Source organism: Pantoea sp. GD03673, from assembly GCF_029844725.1.
In the GTDB taxonomy this organism is placed as follows: Bacteria; Pseudomonadota; Gammaproteobacteria; order Enterobacterales; family Enterobacteriaceae; genus Pantoea.
Genome location: NZ_JAOCKJ010000011.1, coordinates 28814 through 46951 on the forward strand (window position 1 = coordinate 28814; position 18138 = coordinate 46951).

Annotated in this window: 19 protein-coding genes; 10 read left to right on the forward strand and 9 right to left on the reverse strand. The window is 54.9% G+C overall.

Annotated features, from left to right (window positions below; genetic code table 11):
• Window position 1: 1 nt before the first annotated feature.
• Window positions 2-1339 carry an HslU--HslV peptidase ATPase subunit gene (hslU, locus tag N5J69_RS19025; protein WP_279772196.1) on the forward strand — a complete coding sequence of 446 codons (1338 nt, stop codon included), beginning with the start codon at window positions 2-4 and terminating at the stop codon, window positions 1337-1339.
• A 158-nt stretch (window positions 1340-1497) separates the two neighbouring features.
• Complete coding sequence (rraA, locus tag N5J69_RS19030) at window positions 1498-1983, forward strand: ribonuclease E activity regulator RraA (protein ID WP_279772197.1); 486 nt, start codon at window positions 1498-1500, stop codon at window positions 1981-1983.
• Window positions 1984-2036: 53 nt separating this feature from the next.
• On the opposite strand, the gene zapB is transcribed toward rraA, so the two are convergent.
• On the reverse strand, window positions 2037-2276 hold the full coding sequence (gene zapB, locus N5J69_RS19035) for a cell division protein ZapB (protein WP_003851242.1): 240 nt from the start codon (window positions 2274-2276) through the stop codon (window positions 2037-2039).
• Between the two features lie 405 nt (window positions 2277-2681).
• Between zapB and N5J69_RS19040 the strand changes: the two genes are divergently transcribed.
• From N5J69_RS19040 to glpX, 3 genes are all read left to right on the forward strand, one after another.
• Window positions 2682-3536: an MIP/aquaporin family protein gene (locus N5J69_RS19040; protein ID WP_279772198.1), complete on the forward strand. Its 855-nt coding sequence runs from the start codon at window positions 2682-2684 to the stop codon at window positions 3534-3536.
• Window positions 3537-3566: 30 nt separating this feature from the next.
• A complete protein-coding gene (gene glpK / locus N5J69_RS19045; protein ID WP_279772199.1) occupies window positions 3567-5078 on the forward strand; it encodes a glycerol kinase GlpK in 1512 nt (503 codons plus the stop codon).
• A 96-nt stretch (window positions 5079-5174) separates the two neighbouring features.
• Window positions 5175-6185, forward strand: a complete 1011-nt coding sequence (gene glpX, locus N5J69_RS19050) for a class II fructose-bisphosphatase (RefSeq protein WP_279772200.1) — start codon at window positions 5175-5177, stop codon at window positions 6183-6185.
• Here glpX and emrD read toward each other — a convergent pair.
• A complete protein-coding gene (gene emrD / locus N5J69_RS19055; protein ID WP_279772201.1) occupies window positions 6175-7368 on the reverse strand; it encodes a multidrug efflux MFS transporter EmrD in 1194 nt (397 codons plus the stop codon). The genes glpX and emrD overlap by 11 nt on opposite strands.
• A 273-nt stretch (window positions 7369-7641) precedes the next feature.
• Here emrD and fpr point away from each other — a divergent pair, with 273 nt between their 5' ends.
• Window positions 7642-8388 (forward strand): ferredoxin--NADP(+) reductase, encoded by a 747-nt coding sequence (gene fpr / locus N5J69_RS19060; RefSeq protein WP_279772202.1) that lies wholly within the window; start codon window positions 7642-7644, stop codon window positions 8386-8388.
• Here fpr and N5J69_RS19065 read toward each other — a convergent pair.
• The gene (locus N5J69_RS19065; protein ID WP_279772203.1) at window positions 8379-8813 is read right to left on the reverse strand and encodes a DUF805 domain-containing protein; all 435 of its coding nucleotides are present in this window, start codon (window positions 8811-8813) and stop codon (window positions 8379-8381) included. The two genes, fpr and N5J69_RS19065, sit on opposite strands and share 10 nt — an antisense overlap.
• 98 nt (window positions 8814-8911) lie before the next feature.
• On the opposite strand from N5J69_RS19065, the gene N5J69_RS19070 reads away from it, so the two are divergent.
• A complete protein-coding gene (locus N5J69_RS19070) occupies window positions 8912-9502 on the forward strand; it encodes a DUF1454 family protein (RefSeq protein WP_275222590.1) in 591 nt (196 codons plus the stop codon).
• Window positions 9503-9622: 120 nt separating this feature from the next.
• Entirely contained in the window at window positions 9623-10390 is a 768-nt protein-coding gene (tpiA, locus tag N5J69_RS19075) for a triose-phosphate isomerase (protein ID WP_010258199.1), read from the forward strand.
• Between the two features lie 28 nt (window positions 10391-10418).
• Here tpiA and N5J69_RS19080 read toward each other — a convergent pair whose 3' ends face one another.
• The 6 genes from N5J69_RS19080 to cpxP all read right to left on the reverse strand — a co-directional run bounded on the left by N5J69_RS19080 (window position 10419) and on the right by cpxP (window position 15897).
• Window positions 10419-11192, reverse strand: coding sequence for a CDP-diacylglycerol diphosphatase (locus N5J69_RS19080; protein ID WP_279772204.1), 774 nt, complete (start codon window positions 11190-11192; stop codon window positions 10419-10421).
• A gap of 160 nt (window positions 11193-11352) precedes the next feature.
• On the reverse strand, window positions 11353-12342 hold the full coding sequence (locus N5J69_RS19085; protein WP_279772205.1) for a sulfate ABC transporter substrate-binding protein: 990 nt from the start codon (window positions 12340-12342) through the stop codon (window positions 11353-11355).
• A gap of 132 nt (window positions 12343-12474) precedes the next feature.
• Window positions 12475-13437 carry a 6-phosphofructokinase gene (pfkA, locus tag N5J69_RS19090; RefSeq protein WP_150013993.1) on the reverse strand — a complete coding sequence of 321 codons (963 nt, stop codon included), beginning with the start codon at window positions 13435-13437 and terminating at the stop codon, window positions 12475-12477.
• A gap of 206 nt (window positions 13438-13643) precedes the next feature.
• Window positions 13644-14546 carry a CDF family cation-efflux transporter FieF gene (gene fieF, locus N5J69_RS19095; RefSeq protein ID WP_279772206.1) on the reverse strand — a complete coding sequence of 301 codons (903 nt, stop codon included), beginning with the start codon at window positions 14544-14546 and terminating at the stop codon, window positions 13644-13646.
• Window positions 14547-14780: 234 nt separating this feature from the next.
• Window positions 14781-14933, reverse strand: coding sequence for a KGG domain-containing protein (locus tag N5J69_RS19100; RefSeq protein WP_163658148.1), 153 nt, complete (start codon window positions 14931-14933; stop codon window positions 14781-14783).
• A 454-nt stretch (window positions 14934-15387) separates the two neighbouring features.
• Window positions 15388-15897: a cell-envelope stress modulator CpxP gene (cpxP, locus tag N5J69_RS19105; RefSeq protein WP_279772209.1), complete on the reverse strand. Its 510-nt coding sequence runs from the start codon at window positions 15895-15897 to the stop codon at window positions 15388-15390.
• A 148-nt stretch (window positions 15898-16045) separates the two neighbouring features.
• Between cpxP and cpxR the strand changes: the two genes are divergently transcribed.
• Both cpxR and cpxA read left to right on the forward strand, forming a co-directional pair.
• Window positions 16046-16744: an envelope stress response regulator transcription factor CpxR gene (gene cpxR / locus N5J69_RS19110; RefSeq protein WP_009088062.1), complete on the forward strand. Its 699-nt coding sequence runs from the start codon at window positions 16046-16048 to the stop codon at window positions 16742-16744.
• Window positions 16741-18120 carry an envelope stress sensor histidine kinase CpxA gene (gene cpxA / locus N5J69_RS19115; RefSeq protein ID WP_013359484.1) on the forward strand — a complete coding sequence of 460 codons (1380 nt, stop codon included), beginning with the start codon at window positions 16741-16743 and terminating at the stop codon, window positions 18118-18120. The genes cpxR and cpxA overlap by 4 nt, the downstream gene beginning before the upstream one ends.
• Window positions 18121-18138 lie beyond the last annotated feature (18 nt).

Below are 18138 nucleotides of genomic sequence, written 5' to 3' on the forward strand. Positions count from 1 at the left end.
TATGTCTGAGATGACTCCACGCGAAATCGTCAGCGAACTGAACCGCTTTATCATCGGCCAGGACAGCGCTAAGCGCGCCGTGGCTATTGCACTGCGTAACCGCTGGCGTCGCATGCAGCTCGACGAAGAGCTGCGCCATGAAGTTACCCCTAAAAATATCCTGATGATCGGTCCGACCGGTGTCGGTAAAACCGAGATCGCCCGTCGTCTGGCGAAGCTGGCCAATGCACCGTTTATCAAAGTCGAGGCGACGAAATTTACCGAAGTGGGTTATGTCGGTAAGGAAGTTGACTCTATCATTCGTGATCTGACCGATTCGGCCATCAAGATGGTACGCAGTCAGGCGATTGAAAAAAATAAATATCGTGCCGAAGAGATGGCCGAAGAGCGCATTCTTGATGTGCTGATTCCGCCCGCGAAAAACAACTGGGGCCAGTCAGAGCAAAGCGCTGAGCCGTCTGCGGCGCGCCAGTCGTTCCGCAAGAAGCTGCGTGAAGGCCAGCTGGACGATAAAGAGATTGAGATCGACCTGGCCGCCAGCGGTCCGGGTGTTGAGATCATGGCACCTCCGGGCATGGAAGAGATGACCAGCCAGCTGCAGTCGATGTTCCAGAACCTCGGCGGCCAGAAGCAGAAAGCCCGCAAGCTGAAGATCAAAGAAGCGATGAAGCTGCTGATTGAAGAAGAAGCGGCAAAACTGGTTAATCCGGAAGAGCTTAAGCAGGACGCCATCGATGCCGTTGAACAGCACGGTATCGTGTTTATCGATGAGATCGACAAAATCTGTAAGCGCGGCGGCCAGAATGCCGGTGGCCCGGATGTCTCACGTGAAGGTGTTCAGCGCGACCTGCTGCCGCTGGTTGAAGGCTGTACCGTCTCGACCAAGCATGGCATGGTCAAAACCGATCACATCCTGTTTATCGCCTCAGGCGCGTTCCAGGTTGCCAGCCCTTCTGATCTGATTCCGGAACTGCAGGGTCGTCTGCCGATCCGTGTAGAGCTGCAGGCGCTGACCGTGAACGACTTCCAGCGCATCCTGACCGAGCCAAATGCCTCCATTACCGTGCAGTACAAAGCACTGATGAATACCGAAGGCGTGAACATCGAGTTCACCGAAGACGGTATTCGCCGGATCGCTGAAGCCGCATGGCAGGTCAACGAAACCACCGAAAACATCGGTGCGCGCCGTCTGCATACCGTGCTGGAACGTCTGATGGAAGATATCTCGTATGACGCCAGCGATCGTCACGGTGAATCCGTAACCATCGATGCTGAATATGTGGGTAAACATCTGGATGAACTGGTGGCTGACGAAGACCTTAGCCGCTTCATTCTCTGATTCACTGACTCAGCGCTTTTCAGAAGCCCAGCCCATCCGGCTGGGCTTTTTTATGCATGTTCTTGATCGAACGATGCTTTTTTCATAGTGATGATTTTGCCAACAATCTGCATATAGCGATATACTTACCTTTCCTGTGGCAAACAGACGAAACCCTTATGAAATACGATACATCTGAACTCTGCGATATCTACCATGAAGAAGTGAATGTTGTTGAACCGCTTTTTTCAAATTTTGGTGGGCGCACTTCATTCGGTGGTCAGATTACCACAGTGAAATGCTTTGAAGACAACGGCTTACTCTATGATCTGCTGGAAGAGAATGGCCGGGGTCGCGTGCTGGTAATTGATGGCGGCGGCTCCGTGCGTCGTGCGCTGGTGGATGCACAACTGGCACGCCTGGCGGCAGCCAACGAGTGGGAAGGCCTGGTGATTTATGGTTCCGTACGCCAGGTTGATGAGCTGGAAGAACTGGAGATCGGCATTCAGGCGATTGCGGCAATTCCGGCAGGCGCAGCGGGTGAAGGGATTGGCGAAAGCGATGTGCGCGTCAATTTCGGCGGCGTCACCTTCTTCTCCGGCGACCATCTCTATGCCGATAACACGGGCATTATTCTGTCAGAGGATGCGCTGGACCTCGAATAAGCCAGACATGAAAACGGGTGCCTGAGCACCCGTTTTTCATGTCAGCTGAGGCTTCAAACCTCTTCCATTTTTCCCAGCAATGCACGCAGACGTTCCTGCCATACGTGTTGCTCTTCTTTCAGGTGCTGATTTTCACGCATCAGCGCATCGTGGTTGCCCGCGACTTGTTGCGCATCGTTACGCAGTGAGTTGTTCTGCTCTTTCAGCTCTTCGATTTCCATCTGCAACAGGGTGATGGTATCAATCGCCTGCTGTACTTTCGCTTCCAGTTTCTCAAACACTTCAAATGACATCTTTCTGACCTCTCCTAAATTCCTGCAAGGCGTTGATGATGCCAGCTTAAGCCAGCAACGTTGTCCCGATTGTATGTAGCCTCACCCCTCAAGTCCAGCAACGCGGCCTTTGCAGGGGGAGTCTGTAACACTTTTCAGCCAATCCCTGAATTTACGCTGCGCTTACTGTGGCTGCGTTCCCGTACTGGCCCGGTATCGCTTTAACAAGGCGCGAATAATGGGTTAAGAAAGCCAGAATACGCGAAAACGCGCATTTTTATGACACAGTACACAAAAAACGATTTCGCTATTTCTCGTTTATGTTCGTTAACGATAAATTCACATCAGCCCTACATAAAAGCTGGGTGCCTCATGGACTGAGAACAAAAACTGATAAAATTTAACCTCGCTTCAGGAACCACTATTATGAGTCAGACAACTAACACGCTCAAAGGTCAGTGTATTGCCGAATTTCTGGGGACAGGCTTGATTATTTTCTTCGGCGCAGGCTGTGTTGCTGCACTGAAACTCGCCGGTGCCGCCTTCGGTCAGTGGGAAATCTGTATCATCTGGGGCTTAGCGGTCTCAATGGCTGTCTATCTTACCGCCGGGGTATCCGGTGCGCATCTGAACCCTGCCGTTACGGTTGCGCTCTGCCTGTTCGCCAACTTCGAAGGTCGCAAAGTGGTGCCGTTTATTCTGGCGCAAATCGCCGGAGCATTCTGCGCGGCCGCGCTGGTTTATGGCCTCTATTACAGCCTCTTTTTCGATTACGAACAAAGTCATCAGATGGTACGCGGTACAGTTCAGAGTCTGGATCTGGCGGGTATCTTCTCAACCTATCCTAACCCGCATATCAGCGTAGGTCAGGCATTCCTGGTCGAGATGGTTATTACCGCAGTGCTTATGGCGGTGATTATGGCGCTGACTGACGATGGCAACGGCGTACCGCGTGGACCAATGGCACCGCTGTTGATCGGCCTGCTGGTCGCCGTCATTGGTGGATCAATGGGTCCGCTGACCGGCTTTGCTCTTAACCCGGCACGTGATTTCGGACCTAAGCTGTTCGCCTTCTTCGCTGGCTGGGGTAACGTTGCCTTCACGGGGGGGAAAGAGATTCCTTACTTCCTGGTACCTATTTTTGGACCGCTGGTAGGTGCCTGCCTGGGTGCAGTGGGTTACCGCACACTGATTGGCCGCTACCTGCCAGGTGCCGCTAAAGAACCTGCAAATATTCCAGCAGACAAACCGGTTGCACGCGCTCAGCAGCGTAAAGCGTAAGTTTCACCTTTTATCATCAGGACTGAATTTATGACTACCACAGATAAAAAATATATTGTCGCGCTCGATCAGGGCACAACCAGCTCACGCGCCGTCATTCTCGACCACGATTCCAATATTGTTGCGGTATCGCAGCGCGAATTCACCCAGATCTACCCGAAAGCGGGCTGGGTTGAGCATGACCCGATGGATATCTGGGCTTCACAAAGCTCTACGCTGGTTGAAGTGCTGGCACATGCCGACATCCGCTCTGATGAGATTGCGGCAATCGGTATCACCAACCAGCGCGAAACCGCTATCGTCTGGGAAAAAGAGACCGGCAAACCTATCTACAACGCTATCGTCTGGCAGGATCCCCGCACCGCCGACTACTGCAACAAACTGAAGAAAGAGGGTCTGGAAGAGTACATCCAGCACACCACGGGTCTGGTGATTAACCCCTACTTCTCCGGGACTAAAGTGAAGTGGATTCTGGATCACGTTGAAGGCTCACGTGAGCGTGCGAAACGTGGCGAGCTGCTGTTCGGTACCGTTGATACCTGGCTGGTCTGGAAAATGACTCAGGGCCGCGTGCATATCACCGATTACACCAATGCCTCCCGTACCATGATGTTCAACATTCACAAGCTGGAGTGGGATCAGCGCATGCTGGATATCCTGGATATCCCGCGTGAAATGCTGCCGGAAGTGAAGTCCTCATCTGAAGTCTATGGTCAGACCAACATCGGCGGTAAAGGCGGTACACGTATTCCTATCGCCGGTATTGCCGGTGACCAGCAGGCCGCACTGTATGGCCAGCTCTGTGTTCAGCCTGGCATGGCGAAAAACACCTACGGCACCGGCTGCTTTATGCTGATGAACACCGGCACTGAAGCGGTGACCTCGACCCATGGCCTGCTGACCACTATCGCCTGTGGCCCGCGCGGTGAAGTGAACTATGCGCTGGAAGGTGCTGTGTTTATCGGGGGTGCCTCTATTCAGTGGCTGCGCGACGAGATGAAGCTGATTAGCGAAGCCGCTGACTCTGAATACTTCGCGATGAAGGTGAAAGACACCAACGGCGTTTACATGGTGCCTGCTTTCACGGGCCTGGGTGCACCTTACTGGGACCCGTATGCCCGTGGCGCAATCTTCGGTCTGACGCGTGGCGCAAACGCTAACCACATTATTCGCGCGACGCTGGAGTCGATCGCTTATCAGACACGTGACGTGCTGGAAGCGATGCAGAATGATGCCAACACCCGCCTGCAGGCACTGCGTGTGGATGGGGGTGCGGTTTCCAACAACTTCCTGATGCAGTTCCAGGCTGACATTCTTGGCACGCGTGTTGAGCGTCCGGAAGTCCGTGAAGTGACTGCGCTGGGTTCGGCCTATCTGGCAGGTCTGGCGGTTGGCTTCTGGCAGGATCTGGATGAGGTGCGCGCTAAAGCGGTTATCGAGCGTGAGTTCCGTCCAAGTCTGGAAACGACCGAGCGTAACTTCCGTTATGCCGGCTGGAAAAAAGCCGTTGCCCGCGCACAAGCGTGGGAAGATCAGGAGTAATCTCCCTGCCCGCGACGCTGGCCGTCGCGGGCCTTTTGCCCGCCCCACTGCCCCGCTGTGTTACACTGCCTGCCGGTTTTTTGTCAGGTAGATGCCATGAAACGAGAACTTGCCATTGAATTTTCCCGCGTAACCGAAGCTGCCGCACTGGCGGGCTATCACTGGTTAGGACGCGGCGACAAAAATGCGGCTGACGGCGCGGCAGTCCATGCCATGCGTCACGTGCTGAACTCCATTGAAATTGACGGTCAGATTGTGATCGGTGAAGGCGAAATCGACGAAGCCCCGATGCTCTATATCGGTGAAAAAGTCGGTACCGGCCGCGGCGATGCGGTCGATATTGCCGTCGACCCGATTGAAGGAACCCGCATGACGGCACTGGGCCAGGCTAACGCACTGGCCGTCATGGCCGTGGGCGATAAGGGCAGTTTTCTGCACGCCCCCGACATGTACATGGAGAAGCTGATTGTCGGTCCGGCAGCCCACGGTGCGATCGATCTCGACCTGCCGCTGGAAACCAACCTGCGTCATATCGCGATAGCAATGAACAAACCGCTGTCGCAACTGACCGTGTCGATTCTGGCAAAGCCGCGCCATGATGCGGTGATCAGCCAGTTGCAGCAGCTGGGCGTTCGGGTATTTACCTTCCCGGATGGTGATGTTGCCGCCTCGATTTTAACCTGCATGCCGGACAGTGAAGTGGATGTGATGTATGGCATTGGCGGCGCACCGGAAGGCGTGGTCTCGGCGGCGGTGATCCGGGCACTGGACGGCGATATGCAGGGCCGGTTGCTGGCTCGTCATCATGTGAAAGGCGACAGCGCTGAAAATCGCCTGCTCGGCGAGCAGGAGCTGCAGCGCTGTGCAAAGATGGGGATTGAAGCGGGTAAAAAACTGACGCTGAGTGAGATGGCGCGCAACGATAACGTGGTGTTTGCCGCCACCGGCATTACCAGTGGCGAGCTGCTGAAAGGCATTACGCGTCAGGGCAATATCGCCACCAGCGAAACGCTGCTGATTCGCGGTAAATCACGCACCATCCGCCGTATCCAGTCGATTCACTATCTCGACCGTAAAGATCCGGCGCTCCATCCGTTTATCCTGTAACCGGCTGGTTGCCGCGCTCCGGCTGACGTGAGAGCGGCAACCAGCAGAGCAGCATCACCAGCGCCGTAAAGAACATCAGCATGCCAAGGCTGAACTGATCGCGCTGCGGCATCATGGCTGAAAGCCACGCTACCAGACCCGATCCCAGATTCTGCATACCGCCGATTAGCGCACCTGCGCTACCCGCCAGCCAGGCATAAGGTTCCATCGCGCCAGAGGTCGCCAGCGGAAACAGCATACCGGCACCAAAGAAGAACAGCGCGGCCGGGATCAGCAATGTCCAGATATTCATTACGCCGAACCACGCCGGGATCCACATCAGAATGCCCGCCAGCAGACAGCTATTCACACCCCACCACATCAGGCTGTGCCATGAACCCTGCTCACGCCCGGCAAACCAGGCACCGAAGAACGCGGCCGGAATCGGCAGAATAAACAGGATGCTGACGGTCAGGCTGTGCAGGCCGAGCACGCCGCCCAGCAGAATGCCACAGCTCGACTCAAAGACCGCAATCCCGGCCAGCGCACCAATCAGCAGTATGATGTAGCGCACGAAACTGGCATCGCTGAGCAGGCGGGCGTAGCGTTTAAAGAAAGGGGTCACTTCCGCACTCTGCGGCCGGGTCTCCGGCAGCCAGCGCGCCATTGAAACGGTCACCGCCAGACAGAGCAACAGCAGAAAGGCGAAACAGGCGTGCCAGCCAATGAGCTGGGTCAGCAGAGCGCCAATCACCGGTGCCAGCAGCGGGCTGACCAGAATCCCCATATTCAGCAGGCTGTTCGCGCGACGCAGCGCGTGACCCTCGTAGAGATCGCGCGGCATGGTACGGGCCATTACGCCTGCCACGCCGGTTCCCAGTCCCTGAATTGCGCTGCCCAGCACCAGCATGTCGAGTGAGATCGCCATCAGCGCCGTGATGGCGCCGATCATAAAGATCATCATGCCCGCCAGGATCACGGGGCGTCGGCCCACGCTGTCTGACAGCGGACCATAGATCAGCTGAGATCCGCCATAGGTCATCAGATAGGCTGCCATCACACGCTGCAGTGCGCCATCCCGCACATTCAGTGCTTCCGCCATTACCGACATGGCCGGAACGTAGATAGTCTGTGCCATCTGCCCGACGGCCACCAGTACAATGAGCATCACCAGCAGTGGGCGATTTTCCAGTTTACTAATCATGAATATGCAAAATTTCTTTCTGTGAAAGGAGGTTAAAACAGCGGTTCACCCGCCAGTCATCGTGTTATGGCGGGCAAAATATCAGGATTAGATGACAAAGCGAGAGCTGAGTGAAAAGGGCCCGGCTTGCGCCTGTCAAGTTTATGCGCCAGCCTGTAAAGACAAAGCAACAGTTTGTCGATTAGAGCCTTTGCCTGGGCGCAGGCTGGCAATCTCGCCGGGCAGCCGCGAAAATGGTGACCTGCCTGAATAATCAACAACCCAGGAGTGATTATGGCTGAGTGGGTCAATGCTGAAGTAAAGGAAGTGAAAAACTGGACAGATGCGTTGTTCAGTCTCCGGGTAAACGCCCCCATCGATCCCTTTATCGCCGGGCAGTTTGCCAAGCTGGCGCTGGAAATTGACGGTGAGCGGGTGCAGCGTGCTTACTCCTACGTCAATGCGCCGAAAGATGACCTGCTGGAGTTTTACCTGGTCACAGTGCCGGACGGCAAGCTGAGTCCGCATCTGCAGGCACTCCGGCCTGGCGATCAGGTGATGGTCACCAAAGAAGCCGCGGGATTCTTTGTGCTGGATGAAGTGCCAGAGTGCAAAACCCTGTGGATGCTGGCAACCGGCACCGCGATCGGTCCCTACCTGTCGATGCTCCAGCAGGGAGAAGGCCTGGATCGCTTTGAAAACATCGTACTGGTGCACGCTGCACGCTATGCGGCCGACCTGAGCTTTTTGCCGCTGATGCAGCAGTTACAACAGCGCTATCACGACAGGCTGCACATTCAGACGGTCGTCAGCCGGGAAGCGATCCCCGGTTCGCTGACGGGTCGGGTGCCGGCGCTGATCGAAAACGGTGAGCTGGAACGCGCCACCGGATTGACGCTGGATGCCGACAGCAGCCATGTCATGCTGTGCGGCAACCCGCAGATGGTGCGTGATACCCAGCAATTACTCAAAGAGACGCGCGGGATGCGCAAACACCTGAAGCGCAAGCCGGGCCATATCACCAGTGAACATTACTGGTGAGTCGTTTGCCGGTAGCGCACCGGCTGCGTCGCGGTACCAAACCGGTTAGCGCCGGGGGTACCGCGAAAGACGCCGAGATCGAGCAGCAGGCCAGCCATTAATACAAACGGAATGGCGCGGCCCAGCAGCCAGGGCAGAATGCCACCCAGCATGCTCCAGTTTCCCGCCACCAGCAGCCAGGCAACAATCACCAGCAATCCCCAGTAGCCGCGTCGATTGCGATCGTGCAGCCGTTTAACCATGACCGCGCTGGCGGGCCACAGCAGGCAGACTACGCCAAAGGCCGCCATCTGGGTATCAACCCAGTCGTTTGCTGCTAAGACGAACAACAGGGTCGTAGTCAGTAACCAGACCGCCTGCCAGATCCAGAAATCCCGTCGTCCCAGTCGGCCGCGCCAGGAAAAGCACCAGTGTTGTAACGTCATGCATTATCATCCAGAGAGAAGAGAACCGCCGCGCTTTTGACCTCGCGGATAAAAACCGTTTTAATTTGCGCCTGAGTTTACGGGACAGGATCGACAAAATGAAGAATTTGCCTGGCGCGCTGCTGTTATCGTTTGCGCTGACGGTTCCGGTCTTTGCCGCCGATCCGCCACCGCAGGAACGGCCCGATGCGTTACCCACCGCGCCTTATTTGCTGGCGGGCGCTCCCACCTTTGATATGACTATCGGCCAGTTTCGCGAAAAATATAATCTGGCCAACGCGGCGCTGATGCTGCCGGAGTATCGCGCCATTGATAATCGGGGGGATAAGAGCAACCTGACGCGGGCTGCCAGCAAAATTAACGAAACCCTCTATGCCTCCACCGCGCTGGAGCCCGGCACCGGTAAAATCAAAACGCTGCAGATTACCTGGCTGCCGCTGCCTGGCCCCGACCAGAGCGCCTCTCAGCAAAAAGCGCTGGCCTATATGACCGCTATGTTGCGCTTCTTCGTACCGGGATTAAGCGCCGATGAGGGGCGTAAGAAGCTGGAAGGTTTGCTGAAAGAAGGTAAGGATTTACCCTACTTTGCGCAGGTCGACGGCGCGCTGCGTTTTGTGGTCGCTGACAACGGCGACAAGGGACTGACATTCGCTGTCGAACCGGTCAAACTGGCGCTCGCGAGTCCCTGATGATGTGGCTGAAAATGACGAAAAGCAAAGCCATCGCTACATTTGATCTCTATACTGTCTGGCAGACAACGCTGCCAGCTGGCAGCGATTTTTCATGTATCGCGTTATGCGGAGGATAGAATGCGACATCCACTGGTTATGGGTAACTGGAAGTTGAATGGCAGCAAGCAGATCACAGCTGAACTGATCGCCGGTCTGCGCAAGGAACTGTCTGGCGTTGAGGGTTGTGGCGTTGCCATTGCACCGCCAGCGCTCTATCTCGAGCAGGCAAAACACGCCATCTCCGGTAGCCACATCGCACTGGGTGCGCAGAACGTGGACGTTAACCTGTCTGGCGCGTTCACCGGTGAAGTTTCCGCAGAGATGCTGAAAGATATCGGCGCGAAATATATCATTATCGGTCACTCAGAACGCCGCACTTACCACAAAGAGAGCGACGAGTTCATCGCGAAGAAATATGCGGTGCTGAAGTCTGTGGGTCTGGTTCCGGTGCTGTGTATTGGTGAAACCGAAGCGGAAAACGAAGCGGGTAAAACCGAAGAAGTCTGCGCTCGTCAGCTGGATGCCGTGCTGGAAACCCAGGGCGCTGAAGCGTTTAAAGATGCGGTTATCGCGTATGAGCCAGTCTGGGCCATCGGTACCGGCAAATCTGCGACCCCTGCTCAGGCACAGGCCGTACACAAATTCATTCGTGATCACATCGCGAAGAAAGATGCGGCTATCGCAGAACAGGTCATCATTCAGTACGGCGGTTCAGTCAACGACAAAAATGCGGCTGAGCTGTTCACCCAGCCTGACATTGACGGTGCGCTGGTTGGCGGTGCGTCTCTGAAAGCAGACGCTTTCGCAGTCATTGTTAAAGCTGCAGCGGCTGCAAAAAGCGCCTGAGCCTTAACATACTGAACACGGGCGGCGCTTACGCCGCCTTTTTTATGGGCGCAATCAGCTCACAGGTGTGATCCTGCAACTCCTCCGCCGACCCGCTGTTCAGCAGCAGCCAGTTCCGCTCTATCGCCATCAGCACCATTCGCCCATCGCTCAATTCAGCCAGTGCCAGTCCATATTTCCCCATCTCTGTACGCGCCCCTGGCAACGTGTCTGCCAGGCGGATAAACGCACTCTGCTGAGTCAGTTCAGGGGCCGTTAGCGTCCGCAGCCAGTAGTGATGCTTGCGCAAGGTGATGCTCTGCCACTTCCCGCTAAGCTGCGGCGTCAGCTGGTCAAGCTGCTGACGCACATCACTTCGCAGACAGGAAAGATGAATATGGAGCTGGTTTTGCGTGCGGCCATATTGCGCATTAATGGCCAGTGACAGGACCCGATCATCAATGGGTGATCCGCGTCGCTGTGCAAGCAGGTTTCGTTCATGCCAGGCAAGGGCAAAGTAATTAGGCGTCCCGGGTTGCAGTAACCGCGGGCTTTCGATGCCGGTGATCCTGTCGAGAGGGATCAGCAGATACTGCAACGGCCCGTTCATATCTTTCAGCATGGCATAGCGATGCGGCTGATCGACACGCTGACAGGGCGCAGGATCTCCGCGGCTTTGCTGATGAGGCAGGCATTTCTCGCTGACGATCTGCCAGAGTGCATCACTGTTCTTTTTGAAATGCAGTGCGGCGACCAGCATCCCCACAATGACCAGCGCCAGCAGAACAGCAACCAGGCTGGCTGCACGACGGTTTGTCGGCATAACAACGCTTCCTGAATGGCTTCGCAGCCTGCATCCTCGCCTGGCGAGAAAGGAATGTCACGGGGAATTCCGGGAGATGATCCAGCAACTGAGTGGAAAAGAGAAAAGGCGTGATTGTGGCGAATAAGCGGTCAGCGCAGGGCGCGCTGACCGCCACGCATCAGGGTTTCATCACCTGGTCATAGCTGCCGCCATCGGCGAAGTGGGCTTTCTGCGCCTGCGCCCAGCCACCAAACTTGTCCTGAATGGTAAACAGCTTCACGGGCGCAAAGGTGCTGGCAAATTTCTTCGCAACGTCAGCATCGCGTGGACGATAGTAGTTCTGTGCAGCGATAGTCTGGCCTTCTGGCGAGTAGAGGTATTTCAGATAAGCGTCCGCAACTTTACGCGTCCCCTTTTCATCCACGACTTTATCAACCACCGATACGGTCGGTTCAGCCAGAATGGATTCGCCCGGGGTAACAATCTCGAACTTGTCTTTGCCCAGTTTGTTAACGGCCAGATAAGCTTCGTTTTCCCAGGCGATCAGCACATCACCAATTCCGCGCTCAACGAAGGTGTTGGTTGCGCCGCGTGCACCGGAATCCTGGACTTCAACATTTTTAAACAGCGCTCTGACATACGCCAGCGCTTTGGCCTGATCGCCGTTGTTATGATCCAGTGCCCAGCCCCAGGCGGCCAGATAGTTCCAGCGTGCGCCGCCGGAGGTTTTCGGGTTAGGCGTGATAACGGATACGCCTGGTTTTGTCAGGTCGCTCCAGTCATGGATACCTTTGGGGTTGCCTTTACGAACCAGGAAGACAATGGTGGAAGTGTAAGGCGCAGAGTTGTCCGGCAGACGCTGAATCCAGTTCTTATCAATGCGACCGCGCTCTGCAATGGCATCAACATCCGATTGCAACGCCAGCGTGACCACATCCGCACGAATGCCGTTAATCACTGAGGTCGCCTGCTTACCGGAACCACCATGCGACTGACGCACGACGACGTTATCGCCGGTTTCCTGTTTGTAGTGCGCACTGAACGCTTTGTTGTACTGTTCGTACAGCTCACGCGTTGGATCGTAGGAAACGTTTAGCAGCTGGATGTCTTTTGCCAGAACGCTGGTTGAGGCCAGCAACAGGGTAACGCCGATACTCCACTTGTTCATTACGCACTCTCCCAATGTCGTTATGGGCTAAGCGTGACATAAACCATTACAGAGCTAAAAGAATTAAAAATAAGCTGTTATAACCGGGGGGAATATAGAAGGGGCATGCTGTGCAGCACGCCCCGCCTGGCATTAATAAAGTTTTTTCGCGGTGTCGAGCCAGTCACGTTTAAACGGACGCTTCATGTTTTCAATCGCGTCGATGATGTCGTGATGCACCATCTTCTCATTCTGAATACCAACGCAGCGGCCACCGTAACCCTGCATCAGCAGTTCGATGGAGTAAGCGCCCATGCGTGAGGCCAGGATACGGTCATACGCACAAGGGGCACCGCCGCGCTGAATATGGCCCAGAACGGTCGAACGGGTCTCACGTTTGGTTTCGGTTTCAATGAAACGCGCCAGATCGTCAATGTCACAGATGTGCTCGGTAATCGCCACGATAGCGTGCTTTTTGCCCTTGGCGATGCCCGCTTTGATTTCTGCAACCAGCTCTTCGCGGGTATACGGGAATTCCGGCAGGACGATGAACTCACAGCCGCCCGCAATCGCCGCCGCCAGGGTCAGGTCACCACAGTAGCGGCCCATTACTTCAACAATCGAAATACGCTGATGTGAAGATGAGGTATCACGCAGGCGGTCAATTGCTTCAACCACGGTTTCCAGCGCAGTGAAATAACCGATGGTGTAATCCGTTCCGGCCACGTCGTTGTCAATGGTGCCTGGCAGACCAATGCAGGGGAAGCCCATTTCAGTCAGGCGCTTAGCCCCCATGTAAGAACCGTCACCCCCGATCACGACCAGCGCATCGATACCGCGTTTTTTCATGTTCTCAATGGCAACCTGACGCACATCTTCATTACGAAACTCAGGGAAACGCGCTGAGCCCAGGAAGGTGCCGCCACGGTTAATCATGTCGGAGACACTGTAGCGATCAAGATTGATCATGCGATCTTCGTACAATCCCAGATAGCCATCATAGATCCCAAAAACTTCCAGTCCTTCACTCAGCGCGGAACGTACCACTCCACGAATAGCTGCGTTCATGCCTGGGGCGTCACCGCCGCTGGTTAATACACCGATTTTTTTGATCATGACAACCTCTGGATTGTTCAAAACTAAGGGTTAATCCTGCCTGTCGATCGCTGCTGAAGCTGATTTACGACTCGCGCGACACGTGATGGCAGATAGTATATCAAAGGCTTGCTGCTGAATTGATTCAGGTCAGACAACTTTTCACTATTTTTTGCAGCAATGTTAGCTTTACGTCATCCCTTTCGTATCGATTTGATTCATTTACGTTAAAAACCTAAAGAATCCTCTCTCTCGAACGGTACCACAGAACAGGGATCCTGATGGATAATTACGTCTGACCCAGGAAATTCTTTGCGTAACGCCTTCTCAACCTGATCGGCTACCCGATGCGCCTGCACCAGTGGCAGCTGGTCTTCCAGTTCCAGATGTAGCTGAATAAATTTGGTCGGGCCGGACTGCCGGGTTCGCAGATCGTGAACGCCCTGCACCTGCGGCCAGTTTGTCGCCAGCGTCAGGATTTGCTGCCGCTCCTCTTCCGGTAATGCGCGATCCAGCAATGATTGCACCGCCTCGTAGCCCATACGCAACGCGCTGTAGAGAATGAAAATGCCAATTCCCAGAGCGAACACGGCATCTGCCCGGGCAAAGCCGTAGCTGCTCAGGACCAGCGCAATGAGAATGGCACCATTCATGATGACGTCTGACTGATAGTGCAGCATGTCAGCCCGGATTGCCTGGCTGCGGGTTTTCCGCACCACCCAGCGCTGAAAGGCGACCAGCACCAGCGTAGAACTCAGTGCCACTACGGTCACCACAATGCCGACGCCGGGCGCCCGCAAGGTATCGGGCGTCGCCAGATGCTGCAGACCGGTCAGAAACAGAAACAGCGCAGAGCCGGAAATAAACATACTTTGCGCCAGCGCCGCCAGCGACTCCGCTTTGCCATGCCCGAAAGTATGATCTTCATCGGCGGGTTGCAGCGCATACCGCACTACCAGCAGGTTGGTCAGCGATGCGGCGATATCGACCAGCGAGTCCACCAGTGAGGCCAGTAAACTCACCGAACCGGTGTACCACCAGGCAAAAATTTTCACTATCAACAGTACGGACGCAAGAATAGTGGCGGCCAGCGCAGCACGCTTTACCAGTCGGCTATAAGAGGGTTGCATGCCAGATTCCCTAAGCAGCATCAGCAATGATGCGGACTCAAATGAAAGAATGGCTAAAGTTTAACACCAGGAGGCGGGCAGTGCTCAGGGGTCACTCAACGGTTCAGGTGCTTTTAGAGAAGCGCGGCTGGCATAAAAACAAGCCCCGGCCTCAAAGAGGACGGGGCAAAGTGTCATACACATCAGAATCAGACCACATTCAGACATGGGTCCGGGCTGAGAACGGGGCAACAACTACTTTTTGCCGCCTTTTTTCCCTGCTTCTGATGCTTTTTCACGATCGTTTTTGAAGTTTCCGCCGCTGCTCTGGCCGCCTTTCTTACCGGCTTCAGACGCTTTTTGCGGATTATCTGCGAAATTACCTGAACCACCACGATGCTCTGCCATAACTTACTCCGTTAATAGATTCATTCAGGACTACATAATGTGGTTGTTGCTCCCTGAGACTTCGCAAAGACACTTAACTTCCCTGCAGTGACAGAATTAAGTGTAGAGGGTGCGCCTGAACCGGCAAGCGTAACGGGGGAAAAGCAACCTGTTGAAAATTAAGATAAAGCAAAGAAGAAATTCCCGCAAACCCAGTATTTTCAGGCAGTTATAATATTTAAAGGGCTTAAAGGTGCCTGCCGGTACGCTTAAATTTACGATATGACCTGAAGGGTTAATAATCATCGGCCATAACGAACAAACGTTAAACAAGCGCTAATCAAACGGGGATTTTGTTGCGTGGCGATGATTCCGGTCAAAACAAAAAAAGCGAAAAAAAGATAAAAAAAACCCCCACCATCATGGCGGGGGAAGACAGGGATGTGTCTATGGCAAGGAAAACAGGGATACTATGTTACTGGTTACTGCTGGTACTACTCACTGCCTGCAGCGATGACGCTGACTGCAAATTCGAAAACTGTCGCAGCTCATTAAGTCGCCGCTGATAATTCTTCTGTAACGTGGCCTGCTGGTCCGGCGTTAGCAGTTGAAACATTTGATTCTGTACGCGCGCCATCTCAACCTGCTGTTCAACCTGAACTCTGGCGATGACTTCCGCCTTAGCGCGGATGGCCGCTTCGTTAAACTGGTCTGCAGTCACTAACTCATGTAATGCTGCAATATCGTCAATATGAACGACCGGGCGCTCATGCCGGGCCTGTTGCATCAGGTCTCGCATCTGCTGACGTTGCTCTTCAGTCAGCTCGATACCGTCGAACATGTGGCTTTGCGGATTTTGCGTCATACTGCCTGTCGGCAATCCGCCATGATGCATCTCGTCAATCGTCGTCGCATCTTTAGCACCTGCGGTGGCGGCACTCAGAGCCATCGCTGAGGCAAGGACGACGGCGGTTAATTTGCGCATCGTGTACTCCGGTTCGTTCCGTTTTGCGATTCAACGAGAGCCAGTGTACGGCGACAGCTGCAAACATCCGTCAGGGGGTGTAAAACTACGTAAAGCGATAGATAGGTGCGCCAGGAACACGGTATTTTGCCTTCGGAGGGCTACAAAAATGAATAAAATCCTGTTGGTAGATGACGACCGCGAATTAACTTCGCTTTTAAAAGAACTGTTAGAAATGGAAGGGTTTGAAGTGGTAGTCGCCAGCGATGGTGAACAAGCGCTGAACCTGCTCGATAACTCTATTGATCTGCTTTTACTGGATGTCATGATGCCGAAGAAAAACGGCATCGACACCCTTAAAGAACTGCGTCAGCAACATCAAACCCCTGTCATCATGCTGACAGCGCGCGGCAGCGAGCTGGATCGCGTCCTGGGCCTCGAACTGGGTGCAGATGACTATTTGCCTAAGCCGTTTAACGATCGCGAACTGGTGGCGCGTATCCGCGCGATTCTGCGACGCTCAAACTGGAGTGAACAGCAGCAGCAGCATGACAACAGCTCGCCGACGCTGGAAGTGGACTGCCTGCGTCTGAATCCAGGCCGTCAGGAAGCCAGTTTCGATGATGTCACGCTGGATCTCACCGGCACGGAGTTCACCCTGCTTTATCTGCTGGCGCAGCATCTGGGCCAGGTGGTTTCGCGTGAACATCTGAGTCAGGAGGTGCTGGGCAAGCGTCTGACGCCATTTGACCGCGCCATCGATATGCATATCTCCAATCTGCGTCGCAAGCTGCCTGAACGCCGTGACGGCCACCCGTGGTTTAAAACCTTACGTGGCCGCGGCTACCTGATGGTTTCAGCATCATGATTGGAAGCCTGACCACCCGTATCTTCGCCATCTTCTGGTTAACCCTGGCGCTGGTGTTGATGCTGGTGCTAATGGTGCCCAAGCTCGATTCACGACAGATGACCTCGCTGCTGGAAAGTGAACAGCGGCAGGGCATCATGATTGAGCAACACGTCGAAGCCGAGCTGTCACAGGATCCCCCTAACGATCTGATGTGGTGGCGTCGTCTGTTTCGTGCTGTAGAAAAGTGGGCACCGCCGGGTCAGCGGCTGCTGTTAGTGACCAGTGAAGGTCGGGTAATCGGCGCACAGCATAACGAAATGCAGGTTATCCGCAATTTTATCGGCCAGTCTGACAATGCCGATCATCCGCAGAAGAAGAAATATGGTCGTGTTGAGCTGGTAGGGCCTTTTGCCGTTCGGGATGGCGAAGATAACTACCAGCTTTATATGATCCGTCCCGCCAACAGTTCCCAGCTCGATTTTGTGAATCTGCTGTTTGACCGTCCGTTACTGCTGCTTATCGTCACCATGCTCATCAGTTCACCGCTGCTGCTGTGGCTCGCATGGAGTCTGGCGCGTCCGGCGCGTAAGCTGAAATATGCCGCTGACGAAGTGGCGAGCGGAAACCTGCGTCAGCACCCGGAACTGGAGTCAGGCCCACAGGAGTTTCTGGCGGCGGGTTCCAGCTTTAACCAGATGGTAAGTGCGCTGGAGCGGATGATGACCGGTCAGCAACGTCTGTTATCGGATATCAGCCATGAGCTGCGCACCCCGCTTACCCGGCTGCAACTGGCTACCGCGCTGCTGCGTCGGCGTCAGGGCGAAGGGAAAGAGCTGGAGCGGATCGAGATGGAAGCACAGCGCCTTGATGGCATGATTAACGATCTGCTGGTCCTGTCACGTACCCAGCATAAAAATGCGCTGGTCAGCGAGGCGATGAAGGCGAATCAGTTGTGGAATGGGGTACTGGAAGATGCCCGTTTCGAAGCGGAGCAGATGGGTAAGAAGATGGATATCCCCTACCCACCCGGCCCGTGGCCGCTTTACGGCAACCCTCATGCGCTGGAAAGTGCGCTGGAAAATATCGTTCGCAATGCGCTGCGCTATTCACACACCCACATCAGCGTCAGTTTCTCAGTCGATATTTCCGGTATCACGGTCCACGTTGATGATGACGGTCCTGGCGTAAGTCCCGAAGATCGTGAACAGATTTTCCGTCCCTTCTACCGCACCGATGAAGCGCGCGATCGCGAGTCAGGCGGCACCGGTCTGGGTCTGGCCATTGTCGAAACCGCAGTGCAGCAGCATCGCGGCTGGGTTAAAGCCGATGACAGCCCGCTGGGCGGTCTTCGTCTGACGCTCTGGTTACCGCTCTACTCCTCCGGTCGTCAATAATTTGCTATGCTTCGGCCC